Origin of the sequence: Blastococcus sp. TF02A-35, assembly GCF_004571075.1 — a bacterium.
GTDB lineage: Bacteria > Actinomycetota > Actinomycetes > Mycobacteriales > Geodermatophilaceae > Blastococcus.
Map to the genome: position 1 here is coordinate 131,920 of NZ_SPQP01000002.1, position 12,740 is coordinate 144,659.

At 75.5% G+C, this 12,740-nt stretch carries 8 protein-coding genes; 5 read left to right on the top strand and 3 right to left on the bottom strand.

Features of this window, described 5'->3' with window-relative positions; genetic code table 11:
• Positions 1-4: 4 nt before the first annotated feature.
• The 3 genes from E4P43_RS01515 to E4P43_RS01525 are packed head-to-tail and all read right to left on the bottom strand — an operon-like array spanning position 5 to position 3,202.
• Positions 5-826: a DUF1028 domain-containing protein gene (locus tag E4P43_RS01515; RefSeq protein WP_135143647.1), complete on the bottom strand. Its 822-nt coding sequence runs from the start codon at positions 824-826 to the stop codon at positions 5-7.
• Between the two features lie 19 nt (positions 827-845).
• Positions 846-1,646: a TIGR03089 family protein gene (locus tag E4P43_RS01520; protein ID WP_135143648.1), complete on the bottom strand. Its 801-nt coding sequence runs from the start codon at positions 1,644-1,646 to the stop codon at positions 846-848.
• Positions 1,646-3,202, bottom strand: coding sequence for an LCP family protein (locus tag E4P43_RS01525; protein WP_135143649.1), 1,557 nt, complete (start codon positions 3,200-3,202; stop codon positions 1,646-1,648). The genes E4P43_RS01520 and E4P43_RS01525 overlap by 1 nt, the downstream gene beginning before the upstream one ends.
• 365 nt (positions 3,203-3,567) lie before the next feature.
• Here E4P43_RS01525 and E4P43_RS01530 point away from each other — a divergent pair, with 365 nt between their 5' ends.
• The 5 genes from E4P43_RS01530 to E4P43_RS01550 all read left to right on the top strand — a co-directional run bounded on the left by E4P43_RS01530 (position 3,568) and on the right by E4P43_RS01550 (position 12,708).
• Positions 3,568-6,522, top strand: a complete 2,955-nt coding sequence (locus E4P43_RS01530) for an N-acetylmuramoyl-L-alanine amidase (protein ID WP_135143650.1) — start codon at positions 3,568-3,570, stop codon at positions 6,520-6,522.
• Positions 6,523-6,563: 41 nt separating this feature from the next.
• On the top strand, positions 6,564-7,040 hold the full coding sequence (locus tag E4P43_RS01535; protein WP_135143651.1) for a hypothetical protein: 477 nt from the start codon (positions 6,564-6,566) through the stop codon (positions 7,038-7,040).
• On the top strand, positions 7,037-10,222 hold the full coding sequence (locus tag E4P43_RS01540) for a hypothetical protein (RefSeq protein WP_135143652.1): 3,186 nt from the start codon (positions 7,037-7,039) through the stop codon (positions 10,220-10,222). Before E4P43_RS01535 ends, E4P43_RS01540 begins: the two co-directional genes overlap by 4 nt.
• 216 nt (positions 10,223-10,438) lie before the next feature.
• Positions 10,439-11,773, top strand: a complete 1,335-nt coding sequence (locus E4P43_RS01545) for a hypothetical protein (RefSeq protein WP_135143653.1) — start codon at positions 10,439-10,441, stop codon at positions 11,771-11,773.
• Entirely contained in the window at positions 11,770-12,708 is a 939-nt protein-coding gene (locus E4P43_RS01550; RefSeq protein ID WP_135143654.1) for a glycosyltransferase family 2 protein, read from the top strand. Before E4P43_RS01545 ends, E4P43_RS01550 begins: the two co-directional genes overlap by 4 nt.
• Positions 12,709-12,740 lie beyond the last annotated feature (32 nt).

Consider the following 12,740-nt stretch of genomic DNA (forward strand, 5'->3'; position numbering starts at 1 on the left):
GGGGTCAGCCCAGCAGGCGCGAGACGGCCGACAGGCGGGCGTCCCCGGCCATGGCGCCCAGCCAGCCCGACCACCCCGGCCGGCTGCGCATGGCCTCCAGGGCCAGCCGGGCGCCCTCGCGGTCGCCGCGCCGGGAGGCGGCCAGGGCGGCGTAGAGCTCGCGGGCGCCCTCGGGCGCGAACAGCGCCAGGTACTCGTAGTCGCGGTCCTCGTAGGCCCGCTGGAGGTTGTGCAGCATCCGCAGCTGCGCCACCGGGTCGCCGGAGTCGTCCACCCGCAGGTCCACCCGGACCCCGTCGTCGTCCTCGTCGGCGGGGCTGCCGCTGACCACGAGGACCGCCGCGGACTGCCGGCCGCGCAGGTCGCCGCCGGCGTCCTGGCCCGCTGCCAGGGCGGCCAGCAGCCGGTCGGGCAGCCGCCCGCTGGTGGTGGTGAACGCCCGCGCCATGGCCGGGAGGACCTCGTCGGAGGCCAGCAGGTTGCCCTGCACGCTGAAGCCGTCGCCGAGGACGTGGCCGCTCACCGGCAGCGAGCCCCGGCCGGTGTCGGCGGCGACCCGGCCGCCGGCGTCCAGCACGGCGATCTGGCGGTCGGCGTCCTCGGCGGAGTGGGCGGCGCGGCGGACGAGCGCCTCGGGGGTGCCGCCGGCGGCCAGCCCCTCCAGCAGCGTCGCGCCCAGCCCGCGCCGGCTGCGCGCCTGGACGGCGACCACGCCGACCCCCGGCCGCGCACCGGGTACGGCCCGGCCGACGGCGAGGATGCAGGAGGCGACGGCGACGCCCAGGTCCCCGGTCACCGGGTCCCGGGCCACGATCGAGAAGGTCACCGCGTCACCGCCACGCGGGTCAGGCGCTGCGCCCGAGCTCCCGGACACCCTCGACCCGGAAACCGAGGGTAGCCGTCACGCGCTCGGAGGCCGCCCGACGCGCCATCCCGTCGGGGTCCCCGGCGCTGACCAGGACGACGGAGGCGCCGGCCGACAGCGGCGCGAGCAGCCAGGCGGCGGGACCGGCCTCGGCGGCCACCCGGGTGTCGACCAGCACGCGGTCGCCCTCGACGAGACCCAGGCGGGTGGCCAGCTCGGCGGCGGTCGACACCAGGCCGCCCAGCGGGATCTCCAGCCCGCCCAGGACCAGGCCGGGGTCCTCCGGCCGCGGCGGGGACCACGGGACGAAGACGTCGCCATGCGCCCGCACCTCGAGGGCGAAGTCGCGGGCAGGGCCGGAGTAGCCGGTCATGCCCATGCCGAGCGGGTGCAGCGACAGGCCGAGGAGCTCGTCGACGCCGACCTCCTCCAGGGCGGCCAGGCGGTCGCGCGAGGCGAGGACCACGTCGACGCCGTCCAGGCGGCCGTCGTCCTCCGCGGCGGTGTCGAGCACCGTCGCGCCGCAGCTCCAGACCCCCAGCAGCACCGCGGCGGTCTGCCAGTGCACCGGGAGGGCCACCGCGACGGTGCTGCCGGGAGCGACGTCGAACTCCTCCTGGAGCAGGTTCGCCGTCTTGGCCACCCAGTTCGCCAGGGTCGTCGCCGACAGCTCCACCCGCTCGCCGCTGCCGTCGTCGTAGTAGGTGACCAGCGGCGTGGCGGGGGATCGGCGCAGGGCCTGCGCGAGCAGGTCGGCCGGGGTCGCGGGAGCTGCGGGCATCAGTTGATGCAGGTGGTGTCGGCCGCGGTGCGGGCGTCCTCGGCCTCCGGCGCCGCGGCGGGAGCCGGCGGGGTGACCGCCTGGCCGACGCCGTTGAAGTCGCTGCCCAGGACCAGCTGCACGGTGCCGCTGGAGGCGTCGGTGCTCTCCTTGAGCACCGCGCCGGGGATGGCCGCGGCCACGGTGTTGGCCAGGGCCTCGTCGCCGGCCGCGTAGCGGATCTCGGTCCGCGTGAAGTCCATGGAGGAGGCGTTCCCGGTCGAGCCGACCTGGAAGCCGGCACCGGCGAGGGCGGAGGACGCCTTGGCCGCCAGGCCCGAGGTGCCGGAGCCGTTGAAGATGTCGACCGGCACGGTCGACGGGTCGACGGTGGCGGGGGGCTCGGCGGTCGCCGGGGCGGCGGGCTCGGGCTCGGCCGAGAGGTCGGCGAAGAACGCGTGCAGCGTCTCGCGGTCCTCGAGCTTGACGATCGACTTGCCGTCCTCCTCGCCGGTCCCGACGTTCGGGACGGTCTGGAACTCGATGCTGCCGGCGGTCACCGACTGCATCTGCTCGGCCAGCTGGAGCAGGTTGAGGTTCTGGTCGACGGTCAGCGCCTTGGAGGCCGCCCGCACGAGCTCGTGCTGCTTGCCCAGGTTGAGCAGCACCTCGTCGGAGAGCATCTTGCGCAGCACGCCGGCGATGAACACCTGCTGGCGGACGATCCGGTCGAAGTCACCGCGGCCCTGGGGGCCGAAGCCGTGCCGCTGGCGCACGAACTTCAGCGCGTCGGCGCCGCTGATCGTCTGCACCCCGGCGGGGAAGTAGGCGCCGGACCACTTGCGGTCGTCGACGGCCTTGCACAGGTTGACCTCGACACCGCCGACGACGCTGGACAGCTCGAAGAAGCCGAGCAGGTCCACCTCGGCGTAGTGGTCGATCTTCAGGCCGCTGAGCTGGCTGATGGTGCGCACCAGGAGCTGGGCGCCGGCGGCCTGCTTGGCCTTGTCCGAGGCGTTGGCGCCGGCGTTGGTGTAGCCGTAGGCGTAGGCGGCGTTGAGCCGGTCCTTGCCGTAGCCCGGGATGTCGACGTAGGAGTCGCGCGGGAAGGAGACGAACGACGCCCGGGAGCCGTCGGCGGGCACGTGGACGAGGATCATCGTGTCGGTGTTGACGCCGGAGTCGGTGCCCGCGTTGAGCTGGGCCAGCTGCTCCTCGGTCAGCTCGCTGCGGCTGTCGTTGCCGACCAGCAGGAGGTTCATCGCCTCGCCGGCGTTCGAGGTGTCCTCGTTGCCGTCGGTGGGGATGGCGTCGGTGCGGTTGACCGCTGCCTCGGCCACCTGACCGAGGTACCAGCCCCAGCCGGAGCCGGCCAGCAGGGCGACCGAGAGGATGCCGGCGGTGATCCGGCCCGCCAGGGCGAAGCGCCCGCGGCGGCGCGGCGCGGCCTCGTCGGACGGGGAGCCCTGCGAGGGGCCACCGGTGCGAGGGCGCGACGGCCGTCCGGCCCGGGGGTCCAGGCGCGGGGGGAGGGCCCGCCCACCCGGGCGGCCGTGCTCGTTGCTGTCTCGGCTCACGTTGTCCTCATATGCGGTGAATCGGCGCCGGTCGAGAGAGCTGCGGTGCTGGACCCGACGAGTCGTGACGCTCTGTGCATCGTCGAGGGCGAGGGTAGTCACGCCGCCGCGGCCGGGGAGTGGTCCGACACGGAACCGTCCCCAACCGCCGGTCGACGGGTGCCAGCCTGGCCCCGGCGGGTGTCTTGTGACGCACCCGTCACACGCCTCACGGGGGTGCGTGTCGACCGGGAACAGGGCCTCCTGCCGTGCGATCGTCGATCACGACTCAACAGGTCGGCTCTCCTGACGAAACACGAAGGGAGATGCCGCGTCCTCCCGCTGCGGAGCGCGAGCAACGGCCGACCGCGAAAGGACTTCTCGTCGTGCGCCGACTGCTCACAGGGCTCGCCGTCTTCCTCGTCCTGGCCGGGGTGATCCTGTTCCTCCCCGTCTTCGAGGCGCCGCGCCCGGCCCCGGTCCCGGTGCAGACCTCCGCGCAGCAGATCTCGATGGGCTCGGTCACCGCCCCCGCGCAGGACGCAGAGGTCCGCGACCTCGGCGAGGCCCCCGACCAGGCGGCGCCCACGAGCGCGCCGGCCCTGACCGTGACCCGCACCGACGCCGCCGGGTTCTCCCTGGTCGGCGTCACGTGGGCGCACGACCCCGCCATCACCGACACCGTCGTGCACGTCCGCGTGCAGAACGGGGACGGCGACTGGGGCGAGTGGACGACCATCGAAGGCGAGGGCCTCGAGCAGACCGGCCCCGGCCCTGCCGGCGAGGCCCGGGGCGGCACTGCCCCGCTCTGGACCGGACCGAGCACCGGCGTCCAGGCCGAGCTGGTGACCCGCTCCGGCGCCCGGCCCGAGGACGTGCGGCTGGACCTCATCGACCCCGGTACGAGCGCGGCCGACACGGCCCTGGGCGAGGCGGACATCCAGGAGACGGCGGACGCCGCGACGGAGATGCCGCCGGTGTACTCCCGCGCCCAGTGGGGCGCCGACCCGGCCCTGCGGAGCTGGGCGCCGGAGTACGCCCCCACGATCAAGGCGGCAACGCTGCACCACACCGCCGACACGAACAACTACACCGCCGACCAGGTGCCGGCGATGATGCGCTCGATCTACCGCTACCACTCGGTGAGCCTGGGCTGGGGCGACATCGGCTACAACGTCATCGCCGACAAGTTCGGCCGGCTGTGGGAGGGCCGCGACGGCGGCCTCGCCGACACCCCGATCGGCGCGCACGCCGGCGGCTTCAACACCGGCACCTTCGGTGTCTCGATGCTCGGCAACTACGACACCGTCAACACGACCCAGCCGATGGTCGACGCGGTCGCCGCGATCATCGGCTGGAAGTTCTCGCTCTACGGGGTGGACCCCTACGGCAGGACCACGCTCGTCTCCGGCGGTGGCGGCACCTCCCGCTACGCGAAGGGCGTCGCCGTGACCGTGCCGACGATCTTCGGCCACCGCGACGTCGGCAGCACCGCGTGCCCCGGCCAGTACGGCTACAGCCGTCTCGGCGAGATCCGGCAGAAGGCCGCGGCCCGCATCGCGAACGCGGTGACGCCGGAGATCGCGCAGCGGTACGCCTCCGACCCCGCGCTGCGGAAGGTCCTCGGCAACAAGACCGGCGCCGAGCGGTCCGCCGCGGGCGTCGTCTGGCAGGCCTACGAGGGCGGCTCCCTCTTCTTCACGCCGGCCACCGGCGTCAAGCTCGTCCGCGGTGGTGTCCTCGCCGGGTACATGCGGGCGGGCGGCCCGGCCTCGCTGGGGGCGCCGACCGTCGAGGAGAAGGCGCTGCCGGACGGCCGCGGGGTGCGCGCGGAGTTCCAGCGCGCCTTCATCTACTGGTCCGAGCCCACCGGGGCGCACGTCGTCCGCGGCGCCATCGCCGGGCACTGGTTCGCCCAGGGCGGCGAGAGCGGTTCGCTGGGCTACCCGGTGGCCGACGAGACGGCGGCGGGCACCGGCTCCGTGTCGCGCTTCGAGCGCGGCGCCATCTACTGGTCGGAGGCCACCGGGGCGCACGTCGTCCGGGGCGGGATGCTGGCCGCGTACGAGGCGACCGGCGCGGCCGCCGGGCCGCTGCTCTTCCCGACCGGGGAGGAGACCGACGCCCCGGGCGGGCGGGGCAGGATCCAGCAGTTCCAGAGCGGGACCACCTACTGGTCGGAGACGACCGGCGGGCACGCCGTCCGTGGCGGCGTCGCCGGCGCCTGGGCTGCCCTCGGCGGCACCGAGGGGGTGCTCGGGTACCCCGTCTCGGGGGAGCAGAGCACCACCGGCGGTGGCGGCCGGGTCCAGCACTTCCAGGACGGCTCGGTCTACTGGTCCTCGGCAACCGGGGCGCACGCGGTCCGGGCAGGCGTCCTCGCCGCGTGGACCGCCGCGGGCGGCGCCACCGGCCCCGCCGGGTTCCCGACGTCGGGGGAGACCCCCGCCGAGCGCGGCGGCGTCGTGCAGAACTTCCAGAGCGGCTCGGTGTTCTGGTCCGCCGGGACCGGTGCGCACCTGGTCCGTGGCGGCATCGCCGGCACGTGGCGCGCGGCCGGTGGCGTGACCGGAGCGCTGGGGTACCCGGCCGGCGGCGAGGAGGACACGCCGCGCTACGCGGGACGGGTCCAGCGCTTCGAGGGCGGCTCGGTCTACTGGGCGGACGGGCGGCCCTACGTGCTGCAGGGCGACATCGCCGGCGCCTACGCCGCCGCGGGCGGTCCCGGCGGGCTGCTGGGCCTGCCGACCGGTGACGCCGCCGCCACCGGCCCCGGCGGCAACGGCCGGGTGCAGAACTTCCAGAACGGCTCGGTGCTCTGGTCCGCGGTCACCGGCGCCCACGTGGTCCGTGGCGGGATCGGTGGCGCCTGGGGCGCCGCCGGTGGCGTGACCGGCTCGCTCGGCTACCCGCTCGGGGGCGAGGAGGACACGCCGCGCTACGCGGGACGGGTCCAGCGCTTCCAAGGCGGCTCGGTCTACTGGCTGGACGCGCGGCCGTACGTGCTGCCGACCGACATCGCCGCCGCCTACGCGGCGGCCGGCGGTCCGGCCGGGGTGCTCGGCCTGCCGACGGGCCAGGTGGCCCCAGCCGGCCCCGGGGGGACCGGACGGGTGCAGAACTTCCAGAGCGGGTCGGTCTACTGGTCCGCGGCGTCCGGTGCGCACGTCCTGCGCGGCGGGATCGCCGCCTCGTGGCGGGCCGCCGGCGGGCTCTCCGGCCCCCTGGGCTACCCGACCAGCGGCGAGACCGCCACGAACGGTGGCGCCCTCCAGCAGTTCCAGGGCGGCACGGTGACCTGGGGTGCGGCCACCGGGCAGACCACGGTGGCGTACCGGTGACGGGGCCCAGCGGAGCGCTCGCCCGAGGTGGGTGGGCGGTCGTGGCCGCCCTCGTGCTGACCGGCTGCTCGACGCCGTCCTCCGCGGACCCGGCCCCGACGGCAGCAGCCGGGACCACCTCGCCCTCGGCCGGCGCACCGGTGGCCGCCGACCCCGGCGACGACGCCGAGCCGACCGACGTCGCCGGCGACGCGCCCGTCGAGGCCGGGCCCGGCGCCGACCAGGAGGTCGTCGTCAGCCACGCCGCCGTCGGCCCGGCGGGCGACGCGGTCGAGGTGTCCGGTTTCGTCCCGGGCCTGGTCGAGGACGGCGGGCGCTGCGTGCTGGTGCTCGGCCGCACCGGCCACACCGACGTCACCGTCGAGGACGAGGCCTTCGCCGAGGCGCAGTCGACCGCCTGCGCCCTCCTGTCCGTGCCGGTCGACCGGCTCGCGCCGGGCGTGTGGACCGCCCGCCTGGACTACCGCTCGGACGTCTCCTCCGGTTCCAGCGAAGACGTCGAGGTGGTCGTCCCGTGAGCAGGTTCCGCATCCGCACCCGAGTGCTGACCCTCGCGGGTCTGCTCACGGTCCTGGCCGTGCTGCTCGCGGTGGCGCTGCCGGGTGACCGGGACCGCCTCGACGAGGCAGCCGACCTCTCGAGGTTCAACCCCGGCGACATCATCAGCGACGCCCTCTTCTTCGACGGCTGGTCGATGTCGGCCCCCGACGTGCAGCGGTTCCTGGACGTGAAGGGCGCGAGCTGCCGCGTAGGGACGGACGGCAGCCCCTGCCTCAAGGCCTACCGGCAGGACACCCCCGACCGCCCCGCCGACGCCTTCTGCCGGTTCTACGACGGGCTGCCGGGCGAGACGGCCGCGGCGATCATCGCCAAGGTCGGGCAGGCCTGCGGCATCAACCCGCGCGTCCTGCTGGTGCTGCTGCAGAAGGAGCAGAGCCTCGTCACGACGTCGCCCAACGCGACGCGGTACCAGAAGGCCACCGGCTACGCCTGCCCCGACACCGCCCCGTGCAACGAGCTCTACTTCGGGTTCTTCAACCAGGTCTACAGCGCCGCGCACCGCTTCCAGGAGTACGCGGCCAAGCCGCGCAACTACTTCGCGGGCCGCTGGAACACCGTCCTGTACAACCCGGACCGCGCCTGCGGCAGCTCGCAGGTCTTCATCCTCAACCAGGCCACGGCCGGGCTGTACACCTACACGCCCTACCAGCCGAACGCGGCGGCGCTGCGTGCCGGGTACGGCACCGGCGACGGGTGCTCGGCCTACGGCAACCGCAACTTCTTCAGCTACTACACCGACTGGTTCGGCTCGACGCACGAGCCGGGCGCGGCCGAGATCTCGGCCGTCTACTACCGCACCGGCCCCGACTCGATCGGTGCGCCGCAGGGCGAGCCCGTCTGCGGGCTGGTGGGCGGGGGATGCTTCCAGCACTTCCAGCAGGCCTCCATCTACTGGTCCCCGGCGAGCGGCGCGCACGTCACGCGCGGCGGGATCCGCGGCAAGTGGGCCGAGTTCGGCTGGGAGCGCGGCCTCCTCGGCTACCCCGTGAGCGGCGAGATCGTGACCGCCGACGGCGTCGGCCGGCTGCAGCGCTTCCAGGGCGGCAGCATCTTCTGGTCCCCGTCGACCGAGTCGCGCGTGGTGCGCGGCGCCATCCTCGCCACCTGGGCCGGGCTCGGTGCCGACACCAGCGTCTTCGGCTTCCCGACCACCGACGAGATCGCCGCGCCCGACGGCGTCGGGGTGCTCCAGCGGTTCCAGGGCGGCAGCGTCTTCTGGTCCCCGTCCACCGGCGCCCACCCCGTCCGGGGCGGGATGTTCGGCACGTGGAGCGGCCTCGGCGCCCAGGCGGGCGTGATGGGCTACCCGACCAGCGGTGAGCTGCCCGCCGGGAACGGCTCCGGCCGGATGCAGCACTTCCAGGGCGGGACCCTCTACTGGTCCGAGCCCACCGGTGCCCAGCCCGTCCGCGGCGGCATGCTGGCCACCTACCGGCGGCTGGGTGCCGACCGCGGCGACCTCGGCTTCCCGCTGGGGCCCGAGGGCCTCGCCGCCGACGGCACCAGCGCGGCCCAGGTGTTCCAGGGCGGGACCGTCTACTGGTCGTCGGCCACCGAGGGCCGGGCGGTGCTCACCGCGCTGGCCGACGGGTACGCGTCCCGAGGCGGCGTGACCGGCTACCTCGGTCTGCCGGTGGGGGACCAGCGGCGCCTGCCCGGGGGCGTGATCGGCCAGGACTTCCAGCGCGGCGTCCTCTACCGCCTGGCCTCCTCCCAGGTCGTCGACGTGCACGGCGGGGTGTTCAACGCCTACCGGCGCTCCGGCGGCGAGTCCGGGCCGCTGCTGCTCCCCGTCGCCGACGAGGAGACGGTCGACGGCGCGCAGGTGCAGCGGTTCCAGAGCGGGTCGATCTACTGGACGGCGTCCGGTGGCGCGCACGCGGTGCGCGGCGGTGTCGCCGGTGGCTGGTCGGCCGCGGGCGGCCTGGCCGGGCCGCTGGGCGCGCCGGTGGGCGGGGAGACCGACGCGCGGCCGGGCCGTTCGCAGGACTTCGCCGGTGGCACCGTGTACTGGTCGGAGCAGACCGGCGGCCGGGCGGTGAGCGCCCGGATGCGGGATGCCTACCTGGCCGCCGGTGGCCCGGGCGGGCCGCTGGGCTTCCCGATGGCCGACGAGCAGACCGTCGACGGTGCGCAGGTGCAGCGGTTCCAGAGCGGGTCGATCTACTGGACGGCGTCCGGTGGCGCGCACCCGGTCCGCGGCGGCATCGCCGCCGGGTGGGCCGCCGCCGGTGGCTTGGCGGGGCCGCTGGGTGCGCCGGTGGGCGACGAGGCCGACGCGCGGCCCGGCCGTTCGCAGGCCTTCGCCGGCGGCACGGTCTACTGGTCGGAGCAGACCGGCGGCCGGGCGGTGAGCGCCCAGCTGCGCGGCGCCTACGTGGCCGCCGGCGGCCCCGGGGGCCCGCTGGGCTTCCCGATGGCCGACGAGCAGACCGTCAGCGGTGCCCAGGTGCAGCGGTTCCAGAGCGGGTCGATCTACTGGACGCCGTCCGGTGGCGCGCACCCGGTGCGCGGCGGCATCGCCGGCGCGTGGGCGGCGGCCGGTGGGCTGGCCGGCTCGCTGGGTGCGCCGGTGGGCGACGAGGCCGACGCCGGGCCGGGCCGTTCGCAGGCCTTCGCCGGCGGCACGGTCTACTGGTCGGAGCGGACCGGCGGCCGGGCGGTCAGCGCCCGGCTGCGGGACGCCTACGTGGCCGCCGGCGGCCCCGGGGGCCCGCTGGGCTTCCCGATGGCCGACGAGCAGACCGTGAGCGGTGCCCAGGTGCAGCGGTTCCAGAGCGGGTCGATCTACTGGACGGCGTCCGGTGGCGCGCACCCGGTCCGGGGCGGCATCGCCGGCGCGTGGGCGGCGACCGGTGGGCTGACCGGCCCGCTCGGCGCACCGACGTCGGGCGAGCAGGCCCTCGGCGTCGGCGTGGTCCAGCGCTTCGCCGGAGGGGCCCTCTACTGGACCTCGACGGGCGTGGCGCGGTGGATGGGCGACGACGTGCTGGCCGCCTGGGTCGGGGCCGGCGGCTCCACCGGCAGCTTGGGCGAGCCGCTGCGCGACCAGTACGTGCGCGACGGGATGCCGCGCGTGGACTTCGCCCGCGGGGCGATCGTCGTCCGCGACGGCGTCGCGGAGGTCGTGCCCGGCTGACCTGCGGGGTTCCGCGGAGACGATCGGCGGGGCCGGGGGTCGCGATACAGTGCGGCTTCCGGCCCTCGCCGTCCGTGGCGGCGCCGGAGCGGACGGCTGGTGGCCGGCGGGACCCGTCGGCTCCCGCGTCAGCCGTGGGACCGTCGTGGCGATGCGATCGGCAGAGGCCGCCGGCCGCGGGGGGACAGAGAGGTGCGAGATGCGGTGCTCCGCGCGGTGAGCGGTCCCGACGACGGCGGTGCGCCCCGGGCACGGCCGCGCCTGGTCGAGGCGCTGTCCACGGCCGGCGCCCGGTCCGGGATCCTGCTGCTCGCCTGCTCGATGGCCGGGCACATCGGCAACTACCTGTACTACGTGCTCGCCGCGCGGGCGCTCGCGCCGGCCGAGTTCGCCGAGGTCAGCGCCATGACCGGGCTGGCCACCATCGCCTTCATGCCCGCCACCGGGGTCCAGGCGGCCGTGGCGCGGGACGTCGCGGCGCTGACGGCCAGGGGGCGCCCGGAGGAGGCGCGCGGGCTGGCGCGGGCCGTCGGGCGCCGCATCGCCCTCGTGCAGGCCGCGCTCCTGCTCGTGCTCGTCGTGGCGACCCCGGCGGCCGTCTCGGTCCTGGAGCTCAGCTCCGGCTGGGTGTGGTTCGTCGGCTCGCTGTGGATCGTCCTCGGGCTGGGGCTGCAGATCAGCCTGGGCGACCACCAGGGCCGCGAGGCCTTCGGCCGGGTGGGCGCCATCCTCGCCGGCCCCCAGGGGGTCCTGCGGCCGCTGTTCCTGGTCCCGCTGGCCATCGTGGCCGGGATCGTCGGGGCGCTCGCCGCGCTGGTCCTCGCCACCGTCGTCGGCATGGTGCTCGCCGCGTGGGGGCGCAGCCGGGACGTCCCCGCCGGCCCTGCCCCGGCGCTGCCGCGCGTCGGCGCGGCCCTGGTGGCGCTGGGCGCCTTCGCCTCGCTCACGAACGTGGACCTGCTCATCGCCAAGGTGGCGCTCGCCCCCACCGAGGCCGGCCTCTACGCCTCGGCCGCGCTGCTCGGGAAGGTGGCGCTGTACGGCCCCTCCGCCCTGGCGCTGGTGCTCCTGCCCAAGGTGACGGCGCGGCTGGAGTCCTCGCTCAGCGTCCGCCGGCCGGCCCTGCTCACGATGGGCGCCACGGTCCTGACCGGCGCGGTGGTCGCCGCCGGGATCGCGCTGGCGCCGCCGTCGCTGGTCACCGGCATCTTCGGTGCCGCCTACGCCGACGCCTACGCGCTCGCCGCGCCGCTGGCCGTCGCCATGACGCTGCTGGCGCTGGTGCACGTGCACGTGATGATGAGCCTCGCCCGTGGTGACCGGCGGCTCATCGTGCTCGTCGCGGTCGCCGCGCTGGTGCAGGCCGCCGGGCTGCTCCTGAGCGACACCCCCGGCCGCATGGTGCTCGTCACCTCGCTCGTCGCGGCCGGGACACTGGTCGCGCACGAGCTGACGTCCCCCTACGGTTTCGTCCGGCTCGCCCTGCGGGAGCCGCGGACGCCGCACGCCGCCTCAACCCCCGACCCCGTTGTGCACGAGGAGACGCGATGACGCTCGAGATCATGATCCCCTTCTACGGCGATCCGGACATGCTCCGGCAGACCGTCCGGAGCGTCCTGGCGCAGACGTCGCCGGACTGGCGGCTGACCGTCGTGGACGACGGCTACCCGGACCCGACCGTGGCCGAGTGGTTCGGCGCCCTGGGCGACGACCGGGTGACCTACACCCGCAACGAGCAGAACCTCGGCGCCAACAAGAACTACGAGAAGTGCATCGGCCTGGCCCGGGAGCGCGACCTGGTCATCCTCGGCGCCGACGACCTGATGCTCCCCAACTACGTCGAGGTCGTCACCGCCGCCCGCCAGGCACACCCGGGTGCCGCCGTCATCCAGCCCGGCGTCGAGGTCATCGACGAGCACGGCACCGTGGTGCGCACCCTGGTCGACGAGACCAAGCGGCGGCTCTACCAGCCCAAGGTCACCACGCGCACCGCGATGCGCGGCGAGGACCTGGCCCGCAGCCTGCTGCGCGGCAACTGGCTGTACTTCCCGGCGCTGTGCTTCGACGTCCACAAGATCCGCGAGATCGGCTTCCGCGAGGGCCTGAACGTGGTGCAGGACCTCGCCCTGGTCCTGGACCTGCTGATGCGCGGCGAGGAGCTGGTCTACGACCCGACGGTCTGCTTCCAGTACCGGCGCCACTCCGGCAGCGACTCCTCGTGGCGGGCCCTGGACGGGACCCGCTTCGCCGAGGAGCGCCGGTTCTTCCTGGGTGCGGCGGCGGAGCTGGAGACGCTGGGCTGGCCGCGTGCCGCCCAGGCGGCGCGGCTGCACACCTCCTCGCGCCTGCACGCCCTCACCTACCTGCCGGCGGCCGTCCGCAAGCGGCGGACCGACGCCGTGAAGACCCTGCTCGACCATGGCTTCGGGGGGCTGGGCAAGGAGCTGGGCGCGCTCCGCTCCCGCGCCGGCGGCGCCGCGCGCTGACGCGCGCACCGGGGGCGGGGCGGCGCCCCGCC

Excerpts from the sequence above, each read along its gene's own strand:
- E4P43_RS01520 (WP_135143648.1), bottom strand. The coding sequence starts at position 1,646 with ATGCCCGCAGCTCCCGCGACCCCGGCCGACCTGCTCGCGCAGGCCCTG.
- E4P43_RS01550 (WP_135143654.1), top strand. The coding sequence starts at position 11,770 with ATGACGCTCGAGATCATGATCCCCTTCTACGGCGATCCGGACATGCTC.